The sequence below is a fragment of the Chamaesiphon sp. VAR_48_metabat_135_sub genome (genome assembly GCF_031418915.1).
Lineage (GTDB): Bacteria > Cyanobacteriota > Cyanobacteriia > Cyanobacteriales > Chamaesiphonaceae > Chamaesiphon.
The window spans coordinates 1-20,707 of the sequence record NZ_JANOJV010000170.1 but is presented as its reverse complement, the minus strand read 5'-3'; the positions used below and the strand labels follow the sequence as shown (position 1 = coordinate 20,707).

The window sequence follows — 20,707 nt, the reverse complement described above, 5'->3', positions numbered from 1 at the left end:
GTTGTTAGCGATGAGTTGTCTTAGTGCCGATTAGCACCTACTGACTACTTCAATCATTATAATCGATTAATATTCCTGGTATCTTGAAATTTTCCACGATCCCCACCGATAAAATTTCCCTTTATTTAGAAGACATAGAAAATCCGATCGGCAGAATAGTTAATTTATTCATTACGGGATTAGTCTTAGTTTCTACAGGTATTTTTGTAGCGGAAACATATCCAATTTCTTCAGATTTGCGATCGCTCATCGGCAGAATCGATACAGTTATTTTATCGATCTTTGCCATTGAGTATCTGCTGCGGCTGATCGCTGCACCAGAAAAATCAAAGTACATATTCAGCTTCTACTCGCTCATCGATCTGATTGCGATTCTCCCAGTATTAACTGGGGTAACAGATGTAAGTTTTGTGCGAATTTTGCGCTGGTTTCGGATTCTAAGACTAATCCGATTTGTTGAGGATAAGCCTTTGTTGGGAAATCTCGATCGAGAAGATAGTTCGATCGTCACTCGCATTCTATTTACAATCTTCTCAATTATTTTTATTTATTCAGGCTTGATTTACCAAGTCGAACATCCTGTCAACCCCAATCAATTTGGTACTTTTTTTGATGCAGTTTACTTTGCTGTCGCTACCATGACAACGGTGGGATTTGGCGATATTACGCCAACTTCTCAGGCGGGCAAATTGATGACAGTATTGATGATTCTCACCGGAATCGCACTCATCCCTTGGCAACTAGGGGACTTGATTAAGCAAGTCGCCAAGAGTACTAATAAGGTGAATACCGTCTGTCCAAAGTGTCAACTGTCCAGCCACGATCTCGATGCTAGTTTCTGTAAAAGTTGTGGTGCAAAGTTGACCTAATTATCCTAGTAAAATAAGTGAAGTTATTGGAAATCCCCTACAAAATTAACCTGTAGGGGTAACCTTTACTTACATTGAGCGAGTCGCTGATTCAAGATGTGCGTATCATATTAAATTAAGACCCTCATCCAGGTAATTACATTCGTTCTAATACTGAAATACCAAGTAAACTCAATCCTAACTTTAATGTTTTAGCAGTGAGATTGCATAAAATCAAACGAGATGTACGGAGAGGTTCTTCAGCTTTCAGAATAGGATAATTTAGGTCATCTGCATATAATTGATTGAATTTCTGACTGAGTTCAAATAGGTATTGACACAATCGGTTTGGGAGTAAATCTTGCTCGACTTCAGTAATAATCGAGCCTAACTGTAGGAGGTGTTTTGCGAGAGTAAGTTCTAGTTCTCCCTTAAGGATAATTTGAGCGTTGTCTCCAAGGTTATCGAAATCAATATTGCCTTTACGACTAATCCCTTGGGGTCTGGCATAGGCATACATCATATAAGGTGCTGTATTGCCTATTTCTGCCAGCATCTTATCGAAGCTAAAGATATAATTACTCAGTCGATTTTGACTCAAGTCAGCATATTTAACGGCACTTAATCCGACAATTTCAGCACTATTGGCAATAAATTCTGGTGTTTCTGTTTTTGAGTCTGCGGTGAGACGCGATTCTAAATTGTTGCGAAACCGCCCAATCGATTCGTCGAGTAATTCCTTTAATTTAATTGATTCGCCATCTCTAGTTTTAATTTTTTTCCCACCTTCACCTAATACTAATCCAAAGGGAACGTGAGTAATCTCGACATGTGGGGGAATCCATTTAGCCAATCTTGCTACTTGGAAAACTTGGGCGAAATGATCTGCTTGTCCCGCATCGGTGATATAAATAATTCGATCGGCTCGATCGATCTCAATCCGATATCTGACGGCGGCTAAATCGGTCGTAGCATAGTTATAACCACCGTCGGTTTTTTGCACAATGAGGGGCAGGGGATTGCCCTCTCTATTCGTAAATCCATCGAGAAAAACACATTGTGCGCCGTCGCTTTCGACTAATAATCCCGTCTTCCGTAGATCGTCAACTATCGCAGCTAAATAAGGGTTGTAAAAAGATTCGCCGCGTTCGGCGATGTTAATATTCAATCTGTCATAAATCACCTGAAATTCCCGTCGCGACTGAGCGCACAACAAATTCCAAGCTTTGATAGTGTCAGGATCTTTTGCTTGTAATTTAACTACTTCTTTTCTCGCTGCTTCCTGAAATTGGGCATCTTCATCAAAACGTTTTTTAGCTTTCTGATATAAAACAACTATATCGCCTAAATCCAGTGCGTCAGCAGTCGTTAAAGCTTCTGGATAAGCTTCCCGCAAATACAGAATTAACATCCCAAATTGGGTACCCCAATCGCCAACGTGATTGAGTCTAAGCACATCGTGACCGCGAAATTCTAACACCCGTGCGATACAATCGCCTAAGATAGTCGATCTCAAGTGTCCGACATGCATTTCCTTAGCAATATTCGGACTAGAAAAGTCTACTACCACTCGTTGCGGTTTGTCAGCAACAGCCACACCCAAGCGACTATCGAGGTGCATTGCTTGGAGTTGAGTGGTGAGATAACTGGTTTTGACAGTAAAATTAATAAATCCTGGACCAGCAATTTGCGGAGCTTCGCAGACTTCCGCTACATCTAGATTATCGACGATCAATTGGGCGATCGATCGAGGTTGTTGTCCCAATTTTTTGGCGAGTCCCATCGCCATATTCGCCTGATAATCCCCAAATTTAGGATTGCTCGATAATCCCAACAGAGGATCTGTACCAGCATAATCATCCCCTAATGCGGCAATAATCGCTCGATCGAGTTGAGTAGTTAGATATTCGATGGTAGAGTTCATTAGCAGCGTGAGACGAATTAATACTTACTATTTACTATCCACGATCGACGATCCACTGTCCACTAGATTAATCGTCACACACTGTCAAATTTTTCGACCCATAAGTGGGTACAATCGCAACAGACGTGAGTTGAGAGTAATGAATAGTGGATAGTGAATAGTGAATAGTGAGTTTAAATGTAAGCTTCTTCCCTTCCCCTTTACCCCTTCCCCTTTACCCCCGTCCCCTTTACCCCCTTCCCCTTTTCCTTATTCAGCCTATGATACCTGCGAAAACCCCTACAGAGGCGAGTGGATTTAAGGCTCTACTCAAAAATCGACCATTCCTATTCTTGTGGACTGGACAAGTTCTGTCGCAGGTGGCGGATAAAGTACTGATAGTGATGTCGATTGCATTATTGACTAGTTACAATATTCCGGTGAAGTATGCAGCATCTTCTAGCTCATATTTAATGGTTGCTACCACGATTCCGGCGATTTTATTTGGTGCGGCGGCGGGAATATTTGTCGATCGCTATCCCAAAAAAAAAGTCATGGTAGTGTCAGATATTATCCGTGGGGGTCTGATTTTACTGCTGCCAATTTTGCCCAAAGAATTTATAGTTTTATTAATAATAACATTCGCAATTTCGACGATCACTCAAGCTTTTGCACCAGCAGAACAGTCTGCGATTCCACTAGTAGTTAAGCCAGAGAATTTATTGACAGCAAATGCGCTATTTACTACTACTCAAGTTGCTTCGATCGTCGTAGGATTCGCAATTGCCGAGCCGATTTTGACAGCAGTAACTAGTATTAGTAAAAGTGGTTCGCAAGAGATTTTAGTGGCATCACTATATTTTGTTGCAGCCGGACTGGGTCAATTAGTTCGAGTTGAGGAAACGATCGATAGGAGCAAACATACTCGAAAAATTAATCCTTGGAATGAGTTAAAGGTTGGGTTTGAATATCTTCGTAGCAACAAGATATTACTAAACGCGATGCTGCAATTAGCAGTACTATTTTCAACGATCGCTGCATTGCCAATCCTATCAATTAAACTTACAGCGGAAGTAGGTCTAAAACCCGAGCAATTTGGATTTCTGGTGGCAGCAATGGGGATTGGATTAGTCTTTGGCTCTGGAATTTTAGGTCATTGGGGTAGTCGTATTCAGCAAAAATCTCTACCATTAATTGGGTTTATTGGGATGAGTATCGTCCTCGCCATATTTACATTCGTGAATAATTTGTGGGTTGGTTTATTCTGTGCTGGAATTTTAGGACTTGGAGCTTCATTAATTGCCGTACCAATGCAAACACTGATTCAAGAAAAAACACCAGAGTCGATGCGTGGTAAAGTATTTGGCTTTCAGAATAATGCCGTGAATATTGCCCTGAGCGTTCCACTAGTTATTACTGGTCCGCTGACCGATCGATTCGGATTGCAACCAATATTATGGGGCATGAGCATCATTGTGACGATCGCTGGGATCTGGACGTGGAATAGTACTCGTCATGTCTTGGAAGATGCTCTTTAGAATTAATTGATAATTGATAATCTCATACCAATTTCTTGAATCCAAGCGACAGATCTCTACCCCTCCCAGCCTCCCCTTATAAAGGCTATCCATTACCCACAGATCCATACATGCTAGCTGGGCTGAGGGTTTCACCTAGTAGGGGCAATTCATGAATTGCCCCTACTAGGTGAAACCCAAATCGCCAAAACCCTTGTAAAACGATCGTTCACTGATGAAATTCAAGTATTTGGCGTTGGCGTAGCCTATCGGAGATAATCGCCAAATCTGTGGGTAATGGATAGTTATAAAGGGGAGGAGCCAATCTGTCATTTACTCACTTTAAATTGGTATCATATCTTGCACTAGCTCTATCTCCTGTCGGAGAGGCTCCAGCAATTCTAAATTTACGAATTGACAAGCATTTGAGCGTTATAACAGAATGTAAAGTGCCAAGCCAACTGGACTTTTACGATACATTACATTTAAAGCAAGGAAGATGATGTTGAAACAAAAATAAAGATACTCTCTAATTATACGATCGAATAATAAAGTCATGCGAATTCACATTAACAAAAATGGGCAACAACACGAATCTTCTGGCTCATCAAAAGTCATTGAAATACTTCATGATGGACAACTTCTACCGAACGATTTAGGTGCCAAAGATGGTCAGGAAAGTTGGCAAAAATTAGGCGAAATGTTTCCGCAATCAAATCAAGCTGCCAGGATTTTGCTGACAAACCAAGCCAGTATGCAAGTAAATCGACGGTTTACACCGACTCCACGAAAATCTGGAAATTCACAAGGAATGATGTTTAGATTACTTGGTTATGGCAGTTTGATTTTGTTGAGTGTTATTGGTTTAGTTGGATGTTCTAAATCGAGCGATAAATCGTCAAAAGATATAGCTGTAACAAATAAAACGGCTTCATCTGTTCCAACTGACTTTACTGTAATGAAAAATAAAGCCGAGGAGTTAGCTAAACTTTCTCCACCCTTAAAAATCAATCCCACCGCTAAAGTAAAAGGAAAAGTCGCATGGGTTGAGAAAAGCTTCGGTAGTGCAACAATGAATTTTTTTGAAGCTGATTACAAAAAAATTAGCAACCTGGATATGGACGTTTATGGATTAACTGAAAGAAGGCATTGCAGATAATCAGATGGCCTTAAAATCATCAGAAATTGAAACGCTAATTCAAGTAAGCTGCAAACGCGGAACGCCGATCGCAAAAGTTAACGGTGTTTCAATTTTTTCAGATGTTTGCCTCGTAAATGTGATTGATTACAAAGCGTTGGCAACTGTTGCCCAAAAAACTTTTGAGGGCAAAAAATACCACGCCGAAAGGTATTCTAACCCTATTACACATACAAAAGATAAAACTGAAACAGCAGATTTTCCAAATAATGAAATTCATGAATATATCAAGAGCTTTCCGAGAGGATAAATTCTCCAATTTCGGGCGAACGGGGAGTTGTTAACCTAAGCAACTATCTCACGATAACCGCTCGTCTTCTAAGTTAACTGGTTCGCGGATGGAGCGACCTGAGTGGGAAGATCTATTTTTTTAGGTAATTCACATGAAATTTCTTGCCGCGTTCTTACTTATTACCACTGTTGCTCTAACCTATGCGATCGATAAGGCGATCTCTCAGCCAGATCCAAAATTTATCGAGTCCAGTTCGGGCGATCCAGAGATAACCGTCAAGCTCAATCCTAGACATCCAGAGGCTTATGTTCGTCGCGGCGATTGGAAAGTCAGCGTCAGCCGAGGAGATGTTCGAGGGGCGCTCGATGATTATAACCAAGCTATTAAACTTAATCCTAATTACACACGGGCTTATAGATCGCGGGGCGATTTGAAAGCTGCTAAACTCAACGATACCCAAGGTGGTCTTGCTGATTACGATCTAGCTATTAAACTCGCACCTAAAGATGAATTTATCTACAGGAGTCGCGCCAAATTCAAGGTGGAAAAACTCCAAGATATCCAAGGTGCGCTCGCTGACTATAACCAAGCTGTTAAATTCGCGCCTGACAACACAGATGTCTACCTCAGTCGTGCCAAATTCAAGGCGGACAAACTCAATGATTTCCAAGGTGCCCTTACTGACTATAATCAAGCCATTAAACTCAGTCCTAAATATGAATATTCCTACATCGATCGCGGCAAGTTGAAGGCGGACAAACTCAATGATTTCCAGGGTGCTTTAGCTGACTTCGATCGTGTCATCTCGTTGCTCGAACATGAACGAAATGATACTGGGAACAAATATACATTGTCGAATACTTACCACCATCGCGGTAAGTTGAAGGCGGACAAACTCAAAGATTTCCAAGGTGCTCTGAGTGATTTTAACCAAGCCATCACACTGGATTATGAATTTACAGATGCATATCAAAGTCGCGGTCAATTGAAATATACCAAACTCAACAATCGCCTTGGTGGGATCGAAGATGTTCGCAAAGCAGCCGATCTAGCTGAAAAAAATCAAGAATCTAAATATCTCATCGATACTCAAAAGCTGTTGAAATCTTGGGGTGTAACAAAATAATTTAGGATAAGATTTATTGAATTGTGCGTTCGATCGCTTGTTTCAGGAATCCCATCAAAAGGTGGTGTATCTTAATTTATCGATTAATTGGCGATGGCGTAGCAGGATCGCTGGTTGAAAGTATGTTTCGATCGCGCATCTTTTCTGTCTCGGTATTTTCCCATTTTTACTCTAATCTGGCGATCTCACTCAAATATTTTTCATTTTATTCACAGACAACAATCATGAAAATTAAAAAAACGCTGTCATTAGTAGCCGCATTAGGCTCCATATTTATATCTGGTTTTTGATCGGCTACCGATCTTACTGCTAGTAATATTGTCCGACAGAAGTCAGACAAACAAACAACTCTACAAGCACAGAAACCTATTATTCAATCAGCACGTATTATGAATTTGACCTGTACGTATAAACCTTACCCAAATCCAGATGTGGATTACTATAACTTTATGAATGTCGTCAACTCTACCAATAATACCATTCCTATTGGAACTAATATTAACTGGAAAATAGACGGTAAATCTGGAGTTTATAAACTCAATCGAGCTGTGGCACCTAAAGATTCTATTAAGATTACCTACAACGATGCTCGCGTAGGATCTTCTTGTAATGCAAGTTACAACTCTATGTATAAAGCTCTAGATGCGGTGTACTCTAATTAATTTTATAAAAACGATCGACTATTTCTGTAATTTTATCAAAAAATGGTGTGTTTTAACTTATAAATTAACCAGCGATCGGGCTACTCGATACTCGATCGCTAGTTAAAAGTAGCTATTTATCATCCATATTTATCGATCGAGTCAAAGAATATTATTAAATTATTTACCCACGATCGATAACTTTAAGTTTTTATAGTTTCGGCATCAATTACTTAGTTTATTTTTCACCTTTAACTATGGCAGATAACGATTTTCAAGACTTGCAAACTTACCAAGCTTACTGCGAGCGCGGGTTAGCGAATCAAGACCCCGAAGGTGCCCTAGTTGACTTCGATCGGGCGATCGCTCTTAATCCTAACTTAGCAGGAGCATACCACCTGCGGGGAGTAGTGAAGCAAAATCGACTGAACAACCCCCAAGGAGCCTTAGCTGACTACGATCGAGCCATTGCGATCGCCCCAGACTATACAAGTGCCCATGTTTGTCGTGGGATGCTAAAGAAATATAGTTTAAATGACTTTAACGGTGCCTTAGCCGACTACGATCGAGCCACTGCACTCGAACCTGACTTGGTAGAACCATACTTCCTGCGTGCAGAACTGAAATACAGGCAACTAAACGACCCCCAAGGAGCTGTTAGCGACATCGATCGAGCCATATTTCTCAATCCTAACTTCACAGTAGCATACTTGCTGCGTGCAGAACTGAACTACTGGCACCTGAGCGATGTCCGAGCTGCTCTAGCTGATTACAACCAAACTATCGCTCTCGATCCTCAATTAGCAATTCCCTACTACAGTCGTGGCGTTTTGAAGAATAATGAACTCAAAGATGTTCGAGGTGCCCTAGCTGACTACGATCGAGCAATCTCGCTCGATCCTCAGTTAACAATGGCTTACTACAGTCGCGGGCTTTTGAAAAGAAATGAATTCAACGATCTTCAAGGCGCTCTAGCTGACTATAACCAAGCCATCTCGCTCGATCCTAATTTGGCGGAAGGATACATGGCTCGTGTAGAGTTGAAGTACACACACCTGAGCGATATCCAAGGCGCGATCGACGACCTTCGTACCGCTGCCAACATATATCGAAAAAGTGGCGAAGCAGAAAACTTACAAAATGCACTCGATATTCTTGACGAAATAGTCAAGGATTGCAATCTAATCATTTAGGATAATTAACATGAAACTAGTTTCATTATTGATTGCTATTACTGCTGTGATTTCTATTTTTGATAAGTCAATCGGCATTGAATCAGCTAGGCTATAAAGAATAGATAAATAATAAATCAGATCGATCGAATGCAAAATATTGCGATCGGATGTTTGCGCTATCTCTTCTGTAATTATCGATTAGCAATATGAAACAAACTTTTACGATCGGGGCATTTGCCATCATCACAGATGTAGAAAATAGAGTTTTGTGGTGCTTGAGAACAGATCTCAATCTCTGAAATTTACCAGGTGGTAGTGTAGAAAATGGCGAAACACATTGGGACTGTGTAGTTAGAGAAGTAAAAGAAGAAACAGGATTGGATATTATCGTCGAAAAAACGATCGGAATTTACTCGAAACCAGCAGAAAATGATTTAGTATTTTCCTGTAAATCTCGAATAGTTTCAGGAGATCTAAAACTTAGTGATGAATCAAAAGCAATTGAGTATTTCAATTTTAGTAACTTGCCACAAAATATCATCCACAAACAAGTAGAAAGAGTTAAGGACTATTTCACAAATAACGATCGCGTAGTCATGGTAAAGCAATAAATCGTATAATTGATGAACGAATCAAAGCCTCGATCGATTTATTAGCTCACATTTCCGAAATTTCACCGCTCGAAGCTGTAGAGATATTATCGGGTATTCAGGAGCAAGATGACATAACTCAAGTTTTTAGTGCTGCCATATCTCAATGAGCAATGCGAGAAGATAATTGATGGAATTACCAGCTTTATTAGAGTTAATCGATCGAGCTGCTGAAGAGCAATGGGAAGTACTCGATCTGGATAGAAAAAATATCTCTGAAATCCCAGTCGAGATCGGCAAATTAACAAAGTTAACCAGCCTCAAACTTTTTGGTAATAAAATTACCGAGATATCAGACGCGATCTGCGAATTAACAAATCTGACTAGTCTCGATTTAAGTCACAATCAAATTACCGAGATATCAGCATCGATCGGCAAATTAAAAAATTTAACTCACCTTAGTCTAAGTGGTAATCAGATTGTCGAAATTCCAGCCGCGATCGGCGAACTGAAAAATTTGACTTATCTTTGTTTATCTGACAATAACATTACTGAAATCCCCATAGAGATTGGCGAACTAAAAAATCTAACTTATCTTGTTTTAGCTGACAATAAAATTACCGTAATACCTCAGTGGCTACAGTCATCAAAAAATCTTAAAACGCTAACTGTTACAGGTGGCCATAATGGGGTAGATCTGAAGATGGACAGATCTGGTTGCAGCTTTGTCATAATTCTCCCGCCAGAAGAGGAAAACATGTGGTTGCGATAATGTTTAGCGTTGAGATAGGACTCATCAAAAAGAATGATTTCGCATAGAATTGGTAGAATTCAAATAAATTAGCAACCGATCGGAGGAATTAAATTTATGGATATGCGTTTCGAGAAACTTTTAGAATCGTTTGCGTATCGGCCTAATAGCTTTGATTATCGAAGATTGCAAAAATTGAACGATCTGAATTTTGACGATCCAGTCATTTTTGGCAAGGTTATTACCGCATTTAGGCATGTACTTCGATTTCCAATTAAATTTCGACAAGTTTACAGAGAAATACTTAAAGAGTCTTTAAGATTGAGAAAAATTGCTTTTCAAGCACTCACTTTAGAGGAACAATATTTGAGCGATTGCGTGCAATTTGTAGAGCATTTGGTTCGGGAAACAGACATCGATCTAAAACAAGAAATCTTTAATTATGTAGAGCACCGGATTGACAATTATCAACCGCTGACAGAACCTACTGTGCTGATGTGGTACGAGTTCTCACAGGCATTTGCTACCTTACGAGAAGACCCAATTATCGGCATTCGATCGACTCGGTTGTACGATTATACCTACGCAAAATGGCAAGCTGATTATGAATTAGTATTAGCCAAATTTTCTCACGGATCTCACGCTTGTGATTACGATCGATATATTGGCGAATTAAAATTTTGTGGCGACGAGCGAGCATTATCCATTATGGACATAATGGTCAGACATAATGAAATACATGGTGATGATTATGATGATAATGGTGCTGGTGGCCCACGCCGTTATGCTTATGGTTATTATGAGGGTGCGGAAAGTGCTCGCAAGGCAATTTTACAGCGGATAAATAACATATATTCGATCGAGGCTGAACTTTTAAGATTGTTAGCATATCGAGGTAATGACACCGATGGTTATCAATTGCAGAAATTGAACGATCTGGATTTAGAAGATCCAGTCATTGTTAGCAAGGTTATTACTGCGTTTGGTGATGCATTTCAATTTCCACAAGTTCATAGAGAAATACTCAAACAGTCTTTGAAATTGAGACAAATTGCTGTTAGAGCACTTTTAGAAGATCCATGTTTGCATCATTGTGTGCCATCCGTAGAGCATTTAGCGCAAGAAACAGACATCGATCTAAAACAAGAAATCTTTAATTATGTAGAGCACCGGATTGATAATTATCAACTGCCGACAGCACGTACTATGCTGATGTGGTATGAGTTCGCACAGGCATTTGCAGTCTTACGAGAAGACCCAATTATCGGCATTCGATCGACTCGGCTGTACGATTATACCTACGCAAAATGGCAAGCTGACTATGAATTAGTATTATCAAAAGATGCTCATGAATCTCATACTTTTCCTTACTATCTGTATATCAACGAATTAGAACTTTGTGGCGACGAAAGAGCGTTACCCATTATAGAAGGAATGGTCGCAGACAATAAAAGATATTACGATGATTATGATAATGGTGTTGCTGGTGCCCCACCCCGTTATTTCGCTCATTATAATTATGGTGCGGAAGATGCGCGCGAGGCAATCGTACAGCGCGTGCATACCATCGATCTTAGTGGCCAAAACCTGACCGAGATCCCAGTAATAATTTATGAATTTAAGAACCTGACTAGTCTTAATTTAAGTAATAATAAAATTACTGAAATTCCCGCAGCGATCGGCAAATTAACAAACTTAACCGATCTTAATTTGCAGGATAACTGGCTCATTAGTATATCACCAGAGATCGGCAACCTAAATAATCTTACTAGTCTCAATTTAAATAGCAATATAACTAGTGAGGGGTTATTTGCAATTAGCAAATTAACAAACTTAACTAGTCTCAAGCTTGTTACCAGTGATATACCAGCAGATATTGGCAATCTAACGAGTTTAACTAAGCTCATCATTCTTGGGCAATTTACCAAGATACCAGCAACTATTGGCAAATTAAAAAATCTGATTAGTCTGGAAATGAGATGCCCTAAAGTCTCAGAGATACCGACAGAAATCAGTGAGTTAACAAAACTAATTTTTCTTAAAATAACGTGGGCAAAACTTACCAAGATACCGATAGAAATTTGTAATCTATCTAACTTAACTTATTTCGATCTATGTCACAACAAAATTGACGAAATACCTAAGGGAATCGATAGATTAAAAAAACTAGCTACTCTGATTTTAAGAAGTAATTCAATCTTAAAAATATCACCAGAAATTGGCATCCTAAAGAATTTAAGCGTTCTTGACTTAAGTAGCAACTGTATTTCTGAAATACCACCAGAAATTGGTGAATTAGAGAATCTAAATACTCTCGATGTTCGATCCAATAAGATCGTTAATATATCAGCAGAAATCGGCAAACTAAAAAAACTGGTTAGATTGAACTTATCTGGTAATCAGATCGTCCAATTACCAGCAACAATAGTAAACTTACATCACTTAAATGAACTTTATGTGAGTGGTAATCCGCTCGAAGATAGTTCGGAGACGATCGACAAATTAGAAAGCCTTACCCACCTCGATATCAGTAATACTACGTCTGTTTTCATTCCAACCAAAAACAGCAAATTAAAAAATCTGACTAATCTTACCCTCAGTAATAGTCAAATCGTCACTTTAGCAGCAGCGATCGATAAGTTACCGAGTCTCACTCATCTGACGAGTTATATCTGGGTTTGCGATCTACCAGCAGAGATCGGTAAATTGACAAATCTTACTTATCTCAATCTGAGTGATACCTATATCTCCAACATTCCACCAGAGATTGGCGAATTAAAACAGCTAACTTACCTTAATTTAAGTGAGAACAAAATTAAAAAAATCCCCCCAGAGATTGGTAGATTAAAAAATCTGACTAAGCTCATTCTAAATAAAAATTTCATCACGGATATTCCCACGGAGATCGGCGAATTAAAATATCTAATCGAACTTAATTTGGAGGATAATCTAATTGCTGAGGTTCCTCAATTTATTAGCTCGATCGAACATCTTCAGTTCCTATCTAGCTATCGATTGAACTATCTTGAACCAACTTGTTAGTTATAAATTTAATAGATACCAACGTAAGCTAGGACACACTATATGGATGCATTAAATAATCCTCACCCGCAAAATCGAGAGCTGAAACAGATCGAGTATCCATTCGACTTTGAGACAGTATTTGTCGATGAACAGGGGAATATCAATCGACGCGAGCAACATCAGGTGCAGTGCTTATCGATCGAGCTAGGTAATGGCGTAAATCTAGAGCTGGTTTACATCCCTGGCGGTAGCTTTATCATGGGTGCCCCAATCGAGGAGGAAAGAAGTCTTAGCAACGAATACCCTCAACATCTGGTCACGATCAAGCCTTTTTATATGGGCAAATACCCGATTACCCAAAAACAATATGAGGAAATAACACACCATAATCCTGCTCAATTTAAAGGCGAAAACCGCCCGATCGATTGGGTAGAATGGCACGATGCCAAAAGATTTTGCGCCGAACTATCCAAGAAGACAGGTTTAGCTTTTGAGTTACCCAGTGAGGCGAAATGGGAGTATGCTTGCCGAGCGAGAACGACTACGCCTTTTTATTTTGGGGCGACGATTAGTGCCGAGTTAGCTAACTATCATGCGGAAACTGCTTACGTTAGTGAGGTAGCGGGGATATCTCGTCAAGAAACTTCCGATGTGGGGCTGTTTCCACCCAATGCTTTTGGTTTGTACGATCTGCACGGTAATGTGTGGGAGTGGTGCGAGGATACTCGGTATGGCGATTATCAGGGGGCACCGACAGATGGTAGTACTTGGGAGCAAATTGGCTCTGGAGACAAGGATGATGAAATTTGTACGATCCGGGGGGGTTCTTGGCAAAGCACGCCCGATCGTTGTCGGAGCGCAGCCAGCGATGATGCTAGATATAATGTTCGTAGTAGCGATATCGGTTTTCGAGTAATTCTCATTCCCCGTAAAGTCACTGACACTCAGCCAATTTCCACACCAATCCCACAGTCACAAGCGTTATTTTTAATCGCGAAAGCTGCTAAAGAACAGTGGAGAACACTCGATCTTAGCAGTCAAAATCTCACTCAGTTACCAGCAGAGATCGGTAAGTTAAAGCATCTGAATGATCTAAAGTTAAGTAATAATCAGATCGTTGAAATTTCCATAGCGATCGGCGAATTGAAAAATCTGACTAGTCTGAATTTAAGTAATAATCAAATTATTGAAATTCCAGTGGCGATCTGTGAATCAAAAAATCTAACCGAGATTAATTTATCTGACAACCAAATCACTGAAATACCAGCCACGATCGGTAAACTAGAAAATTTAACTAGAATCAGTTTGTATAAAAACGTAATTACTGAGATCCCTGACTCGATCGGCAAATTAAGGAATTTGAAAGAACTTAATTTAAGACTTAATTTTATTGTCGATTTACCAGCAGAGATCGGTGAACTAAGAATGTTGATTCATCTCGATTTATACAATAATTAACTCACCGAAATACCAACAACCATCGGCAAATTAACAAAGCTAAAAGATCTGAGGTTGGCTAATAATCAAATTACTGAATTGCCAGTAGAGATCGGTGAATTAATAATGCTAACTCATCTCGATCTATGTAACAATCAACTCACCGAAGTACCAACAACTATCGGCAAATTATCCAAACTAATTTACATTAGTTTGGGTATGAACAAAATGACAGAAGCACCTCGGTGGCTACAGTTATTGAAAAATCTTGATATAGAAATGAGAAGCTATAACGAGCAGCAACAAGATGTAAGAAGCAGAACATACGAATTCAAGGGATCGTTACAAAGAGAATTCGAGGAGTTGTTCGATGATTGATAAATTAGTGCTAGAAACTATCGAACGTAAACGATCTATAGAAACCATTACCCATTAATCGATCGGTACCGATAAATTATTAAAGAGGATGACAAACGGCGATTAGTAATGAATTGGTAAACAATAAATGGAGACAGAGATAATACAGCTTCCAGAAAATATTCGTCTGTTAGCAACTGGAGAAATCGATACAGGCGATCTTTTGCTAGAATTTGAGCGGCTTGAAGATGCACCATTTAGTTATGTAGATGATGAGGTATACCGACTAGCTCGCGAGCATGACGCAATCCATATCGAATGCGAGCAAAGTCGCGATTTAATTTACGGGCATGAATACTGATGGGAAGATTGGATTATTTTGCACGTCAGCGCACCTGTAATGCAATTGACATTATCTACCCGCACTCGATCGGTTATTGCTAATGTGGGTAGGGATGATGAGTTCTTTATTGGCTTAACCTTAGCTTTGGTAGCTAACAAACATGCGCTCAAACCGGGTAAGTAGGTGTGCCTAATTAAACTTAAGATAGCTTCAGTCTAGGCAAGGGTTTTAGGTCGATCTATCTTACATTTAATTGAGCCTTGCTACTTAAGATTTATCCCTTGCAGATAAGCCGATCTCTTAATACTACACCATTAGGATGGCAAATCGGACAAGAAACGACTCTACAAGCAATCCCCAATAAATACATATTATCTAACGCGACCTAGTAGAAATAGATAGATTAATCATTTTTGGGTTGGTAGCTTCGACTTGAATTAATTGCGATCGCTTTAAATTAGGATCTCGCTCGTATTCAAATAATGTTTTACTATCTTTCTGTCCATCTAGCTCGACTGACTTAGCGATCGCCAGGTTTTTAATTCCTGAGTAAGTTTCTACCGATTTGCCGTCGATGGTGAGATTATTGGTAGTAACAAATTCGATCGGCAACTCTGATGGATAGTTCCCCCAAACGCCAATTTCCAGATTGCGTAACTTAATTTCGGTATTTCCGGCTAATAGCAGAGCGAATAACGTACCATTTTTCGGAGTATCTAAACGAATGAGAATGGCTGTATTTTCCTTGTCTCTATACTCACGCGCGGCTAGATTACTAATCGGTTGGATTTTGGGTTTTAAGTTATGTTCGTGAATAGTAGTAGGAAAGATAAACCACTGTGAATTGGAGCTATGGCTGCGGATTGTCAGATCGAATGTAAATCTTGTTAGCGGCGGCTTACCGGGCATTCGTCGTACAAATTTTAGCTCGACAGATGGCGATCGATCTCTAACTATCGGTTGATTAGATTCCGGTTGGGCGAAAGTAGCAGGAATATAGGGGATCGATCCGCCAAACATAGCTAGGGTAAATGCGATCGAAATAAGTTTATTTTTCATGATTTTTTTGAGTCGCTCGTGTTCCTAACGATCCTGATGAAGTTCGATGCGATCCATTCGCACGATCGTCATCTTGGATTCAGCTTTAATACTGGGGCTAATTGGCTCGATTGCCAGCAAACCCACAATACTGACCAATTTCCCATCAAAAGCTTTAACTTCCCCCCACGTTATGTTCGAGCGTTTATTCAATGGCGAGTAGAGCGGCACCAAAGTACCATCTGCTAGTTCGATATTTACAGTCGCATAACTTTCTGACGAGAGCGGTTCGCCAGAGATTGGATGTACTGCATTAGCATTAGTTTTCGTGGATTTTTGCCGGGGTGTGGAAACGTATTTGCCGATAATTTGCACGCGCCGATCTTTAGATTTTAACAAATCAGCTTTCACTTTTATTTGTGGTAAATCCTCATGCAGAATTTGATAAAACGACTCAAAGTGATGATTTGTTGTGGCAACTGGTTCTACCCACTTAAATGCCTCCGCAGGTATGCCGACAAATCCACCTGTTTCGTAACCCACATAGCGAAAGGTTTGACCTAAAATAGGTGGTACAACTTTGGCTCTTTCAAATATCTTAAATCCCATGATGATAGGTTTTGCTAGAGCGCGATCGTTCACAGTTTTAATACTCAAGACCAGATCGAATTTGTCGGCTTTCGATCCCAAGGCTGCTTGACTAACGATACCGGAAATAGTGATGACTTTGCCCAAGGTTTGACCTAATTCTCCCATTGGTGGCTGTTTGGTAAAATTAGGAGCGGCGGTCGTACCTTTTTTATCGCTCATAGCGGATTTACCTCGATCGGTTTTTGCAAGTTGAGGATCGATCCTAATGGCTCGATCTAGATCGGTAAAAGCACCTCCAAGATCGTCAGGTTTATATTTAGCAAGTCCATTAGCTAAATAAGTTTTAGAAGGAGTAAGTGATGTTTGAGCGATTGCTGGGACTAGGATGGCGATCGATCCGCCGAACATAAGTAGGTAGGTGCAATTATTTATAAAATGATTATGCGTGAAACCTAGCTGGTGGGCAGTGCCCACCCTACAAAGGTATCTTATATTTAATTAAGCTCGTCTACTTAGCTAGTGTCAAGGCGATGATCCAAAGAGCCGCTTCGCTAAGCTCCGCAATCGAAAAGAGTTTATTTTTCATAACTTTTTTTGGGTAAAACAGTGAGGGAAGACCCCCGACTTCTCGCAGAAGTCGGGGTCTGGCAAATCTATGAATTGATAACTTTTATAGTATTTAATATCGATCCACTAACTAAATAATTAAAGCTTGTAATTACAACTGTGTTACCAACAGCAAAAGCTAAAATCCAAAAGTAGTCATCAAAAGCTGGGATAATTGAGTTGTCGTATGCGCGTATTAATTTATCGCAGATGCTTTCGTTTAGATCGGATTCGGTAGACTGTTCCACGATCGATGCTCCATTGCTAATCACAATTTTTTCGATTGTCGATCGAGTGATAAGTTAAAATACATCACTTTTTGATGATATTACGGAAACTATCGATTGCTCTCTTACTAGCAATCTTTTGTAATACAAAAGTTAGGATCGATAAAACGTAACAATTCAACTACAGCAGCGATCGCTACAAAAATAATTGCCTTATAGTAAAAATATCTATTTATCAACGTCTACTCATGTCTGCATTCGCACGGCGGCTGCTAGGCAGCATTGCTTTTTCTAAACTCATCAAACTGCTACCGATTCTGTTCGTTACTTCAACGATTACCCTCGAATAGATCGCCTTACCAATCTTACCTGCTTTCGCGTAGCGGCGGCTAGCAGCATCGCCCACAATCAAATGAATAAGCATAAAAAAATCAATCGACTCATCCGAGCATTAGGGAGCGAAGAATATAGCGTGCGATCGCTTGTGGTAGAAGCACTAGGCAAGATTGGGAAAGTAGCCATACCAAAATTGATATTACTACTCAAGAATAGGGATGTAAATCTACAATTCTATGCTGCCGACGCATTAGGAAAGATCGGCAAGTCGGCTATCCCAAAACTGATGCCACTACTTGAAGATAAGGACGATCTCGTGCGATCGTCTGCTGCCTACTCGCTAGGAAGCGTGGGAAAGTCAGCCAAGATCGCAATACCCAATCTAATTTCACTGCTTGCAGATCGGGACTACAGCGTGAGATCGTCTGCTGCATTGGCATTGGGACAGATTGGAGAGGCAGCCATCCCAAAACTGATGGCACTGCTTGAAGATACGAATGCAGAGGTGCGATGCTTTGCAGCTTATGCCCTAGGACAGATCGGAGAGTCTGCCAAGGTTGCAATACCCAATCTAATTTTATTACTCAAGGATCGAGATGAAAAAGTGCGATCGCATACGGTATCGGCACTAGGACAGATGGGAGAATTCGCAAAGATAGCCATCCCCAATCTGATGCCATTACTTGCTGACGAGGATGAAAAAGTGCGCTGGAAAATAGTATTGGTACTAAGAAAGATGGGAGAATCCGCCAAGATAGCCATCCCCAATCTAATTCCATTACTCACGGATGAGAATTTCATTGTGCGATCGAGTACAGTAGACACACTAGGAAAAATGGGAGAGCCAGCCAAGGTAGCAATTCCTAATCTGATTTCATTACTCACGGATGAGGATGAATATCTGCGATCGAGTACAGCCCAAGCCCTCGATCGATTAGGATACAAACCCTAATCGATCGAGATGCAAATTTTAAACTACAAAAGCGATCGGTATCAGATGACAAGCAACAATTTACTCTCAAACAATTATATCGCAAACATAGTGCAAGCTATTCACTATTTACTAAAACACTAGTAAATATGTTTTGATGCAAGATGTGAAAGTGCCAACTTCTAAATTTCAAATATCTAGTAAGCCATAGCGTTTCTGAAGCTTAAGCAGTTGGGATCTGGCGGCGGCGGCGTTGTCAGCAAGATCGGCAAATTCGATCAGTCGGAGTAGTTCTTTTTTGAGTAGGTTGCGTTCGATCGACAGAGTTTCTCTATCTAATTCGGGTGGTAAAACGACCATATCATAGAGAGTAGCGCGTTCCTTGCCTGGATCTGGTCGGAGAATTCGACCTCGGCGTTGGATGAATTGACGCGGATTGGTACTGCTAGCGAGGATCACAGCATGTTTGATGGCGGGGATGTCGATTCCTTCATCTAAACAGCGGATAGCTACCAACCCTTGCAGTGCGCCAGTTTCAAATTGCTGGCGGAGTTGTTCTCGATCTGGGAGCGATGTTGCTGCGGTGTAAGTGTTGACGCGGTAGCCTAATTCTGTCCCCAGGATGTGGGTGACTGCGGTAAGTTGTTGAATGCTATCGCTACTACCATCGCCACAGTAAAATAGAGTGTGACTGGTGTTCGATCGATCTTGCATCAAGGTTTTGAGTGCGACGAGTTTATTAGCGGCGGCACCGACGAGCCTGGAGCGTTGCATCAGTAATGGCGTGAGATCTGGAGTGTCGAATTCGTCGGATTTTGCGGCTCGATCCTGGCTATTATAGAGGAGTTTGCGACCGATCGCGCGGGTGAGTTTGAGGTATCGATCGGTCTCATCTTCGGTGAGTTCGACGAGAATCGGATAGTATAAATAATGGACGAGAGCACCTTGCTCGATCGCGTCTTTGAGGGTGAATTCGGGCTGTAAGATATCTCCAAAGTAGTCCAGGATACTTTGAGTGCCGATCTCGTCATAGTGGCGTTCTGGAGTGGCTGAGAGGGCGATTCGCAATCCGACATTGCGGGGGAGGCTGGCTGCTCGCTTTTTCGCGCCGAGGTTATGCACTTCATCGCCGATAATTAAGGTCCGATCGGGTAGATACTTAAGTTGGGATTGAAATCCTGGGGTAATTAGGGTTTCGTTGGTGGTGATGATGGTAAGAAATTTTTGGTTTCCGGTATTAATTCTGGCGAGTTGATGGGAAAATTTGCTTTGCCATTTATGAATGCTTTCACAGGCGAGGATCGGCTGAAGATTGAATTTCTCGCACTCTCGCCCCCATTGATTGACCAGGTGTCGAAATGGGCAGATAATAATTAAGACTTGGAGTCCGATTTGCTGGTATAATTGATGGGCGATCGCTAGTGCGGTAATCGTTTTACCACTCCCTGTCGCCATTTTAAGCGTACCGCGACCTTGATTTTTGAACCAGTTGGAAATAGCTTGTTGTTGATACGATCTCAGTTGCAATCCTGCGGGTAACTGCGGACATCCCAGCGGAACTGGATCGATTTGATAGCGGATCTGCGCTTCGGCGACGGCTACCAATCGATTGATACTATTCAATCCCGCCGCTATCGTTAATTCGCGATCGGCAGCTACTTTCTGTACTCGATAAGTATTTTTAGAGTCGATCGACACCACCAGTCACCGAACGATATTCTTTTTTATACTACCACGTTCGATTTTCTTCGCACCAGTGCCAAGATTAAGGTCGAAATACTATGCCACCCACTTTTGCCCTGCACTAGCGCGGCTATAGATGAGATTGAAGATGTT

At 40.7% G+C, this 20,707-nt stretch carries 18 protein-coding genes and 1 pseudogene; 14 read left to right on the top strand and 5 right to left on the bottom strand.

Annotated elements, in window-relative coordinates; translation table 11 throughout:
- Positions 1-83 precede the first annotated feature (83 nt).
- Positions 84-869, top strand: a complete 786-nt coding sequence (locus RMO55_RS12205; RefSeq protein ID WP_310426867.1) for an ion transporter — start codon at positions 84-86, stop codon at positions 867-869.
- A 136-nt stretch (positions 870-1,005) separates the two neighbouring features.
- On the opposite strand, the gene argS is transcribed toward RMO55_RS12205, so the two are convergent.
- On the bottom strand, positions 1,006-2,772 hold the full coding sequence (gene argS / locus RMO55_RS12200) for an arginine--tRNA ligase (protein WP_310426866.1): 1,767 nt from the start codon (positions 2,770-2,772) through the stop codon (positions 1,006-1,008).
- 260 nt (positions 2,773-3,032) lie between these two features.
- Here argS and RMO55_RS12195 point away from each other — a divergent pair, with 260 nt between their 5' ends.
- The 12 genes and pseudogenes from RMO55_RS12195 to RMO55_RS12140 all read left to right on the top strand — a co-directional run bounded on the left by RMO55_RS12195 (position 3,033) and on the right by RMO55_RS12140 (position 15,325).
- Entirely contained in the window at positions 3,033-4,289 is a 1,257-nt protein-coding gene (locus tag RMO55_RS12195) for an MFS transporter (RefSeq protein WP_310426864.1), read from the top strand.
- Between the two features lie 535 nt (positions 4,290-4,824).
- The gene (locus RMO55_RS12190) at positions 4,825-5,427 is read left to right on the top strand and encodes a hypothetical protein (RefSeq protein ID WP_310426862.1); all 603 of its coding nucleotides are present in this window, start codon (positions 4,825-4,827) and stop codon (positions 5,425-5,427) included.
- Between the two features lie 4 nt (positions 5,428-5,431).
- Positions 5,432-5,716, top strand: a complete 285-nt coding sequence (locus RMO55_RS12185; RefSeq protein ID WP_310426861.1) for a hypothetical protein — start codon at positions 5,432-5,434, stop codon at positions 5,714-5,716.
- A 133-nt stretch (positions 5,717-5,849) separates the two neighbouring features.
- Positions 5,850-6,824 carry a tetratricopeptide repeat protein gene (locus RMO55_RS12180; protein WP_310426860.1) on the top strand — a complete coding sequence of 325 codons (975 nt, stop codon included), beginning with the start codon at positions 5,850-5,852 and terminating at the stop codon, positions 6,822-6,824.
- An 898-nt stretch (positions 6,825-7,722) separates the two neighbouring features.
- Positions 7,723-8,658, top strand: coding sequence for a tetratricopeptide repeat protein (locus tag RMO55_RS12175; RefSeq protein ID WP_310426858.1), 936 nt, complete (start codon positions 7,723-7,725; stop codon positions 8,656-8,658).
- 296 nt (positions 8,659-8,954) lie between these two features.
- A pseudogene (locus RMO55_RS12170) lies at positions 8,955-9,251 on the top strand (NUDIX hydrolase); the annotation flags it as partial.
- A gap of 169 nt (positions 9,252-9,420) precedes the next feature.
- A complete protein-coding gene (locus RMO55_RS12165; RefSeq protein ID WP_310426857.1) occupies positions 9,421-10,002 on the top strand; it encodes a leucine-rich repeat domain-containing protein in 582 nt (193 codons plus the stop codon).
- A gap of 174 nt (positions 10,003-10,176) precedes the next feature.
- Positions 10,177-13,023, top strand: a complete 2,847-nt coding sequence (locus RMO55_RS12160) for a leucine-rich repeat domain-containing protein (RefSeq protein ID WP_310426855.1) — start codon at positions 10,177-10,179, stop codon at positions 13,021-13,023.
- 42 nt (positions 13,024-13,065) lie between these two features.
- The gene (locus RMO55_RS12155; protein WP_310426854.1) at positions 13,066-14,463 is read left to right on the top strand and encodes an SUMF1/EgtB/PvdO family nonheme iron enzyme; all 1,398 of its coding nucleotides are present in this window, start codon (positions 13,066-13,068) and stop codon (positions 14,461-14,463) included.
- A 54-nt stretch (positions 14,464-14,517) separates the two neighbouring features.
- Complete coding sequence (locus tag RMO55_RS12150) at positions 14,518-14,820, top strand: hypothetical protein (protein ID WP_310426852.1); 303 nt, start codon at positions 14,518-14,520, stop codon at positions 14,818-14,820.
- A gap of 127 nt (positions 14,821-14,947) precedes the next feature.
- Positions 14,948-15,160 (top strand): hypothetical protein, encoded by a 213-nt coding sequence (locus tag RMO55_RS12145; protein ID WP_310426850.1) that lies wholly within the window; start codon positions 14,948-14,950, stop codon positions 15,158-15,160.
- Positions 15,161-15,199: 39 nt separating this feature from the next.
- A complete protein-coding gene (locus RMO55_RS12140; RefSeq protein WP_310426849.1) occupies positions 15,200-15,325 on the top strand; it encodes a hypothetical protein in 126 nt (41 codons plus the stop codon).
- A gap of 192 nt (positions 15,326-15,517) precedes the next feature.
- On the opposite strand, the gene RMO55_RS12135 is transcribed toward RMO55_RS12140, so the two are convergent.
- The 3 genes from RMO55_RS12135 to RMO55_RS12125 form a co-directional block, all read right to left on the bottom strand.
- Positions 15,518-16,201 (bottom strand): hypothetical protein, encoded by a 684-nt coding sequence (locus tag RMO55_RS12135; protein WP_310426848.1) that lies wholly within the window; start codon positions 16,199-16,201, stop codon positions 15,518-15,520.
- Positions 16,202-16,225: 24 nt separating this feature from the next.
- Complete coding sequence (locus RMO55_RS12130) at positions 16,226-17,179, bottom strand: hypothetical protein (protein ID WP_310426846.1); 954 nt, start codon at positions 17,177-17,179, stop codon at positions 16,226-16,228.
- Positions 17,180-17,839: 660 nt separating this feature from the next.
- Positions 17,840-18,028: a hypothetical protein gene (locus RMO55_RS12125; protein ID WP_310426844.1), complete on the bottom strand. Its 189-nt coding sequence runs from the start codon at positions 18,026-18,028 to the stop codon at positions 17,840-17,842.
- Between RMO55_RS12125 and RMO55_RS12120 the strand changes: the two genes are divergently transcribed.
- Positions 18,017-18,892, top strand: coding sequence for a HEAT repeat domain-containing protein (locus RMO55_RS12120; protein ID WP_310426842.1), 876 nt, complete (start codon positions 18,017-18,019; stop codon positions 18,890-18,892). The genes RMO55_RS12125 and RMO55_RS12120 overlap by 12 nt on opposite strands.
- A 168-nt stretch (positions 18,893-19,060) precedes the next feature.
- Here the strand turns inward: RMO55_RS12120 and RMO55_RS12115 are convergent, their stop codons facing one another.
- A complete protein-coding gene (locus tag RMO55_RS12115) occupies positions 19,061-20,485 on the bottom strand; it encodes a DNA phosphorothioation system restriction enzyme (RefSeq protein WP_396134284.1) in 1,425 nt (474 codons plus the stop codon).
- Positions 20,486-20,707 lie beyond the last annotated feature (222 nt).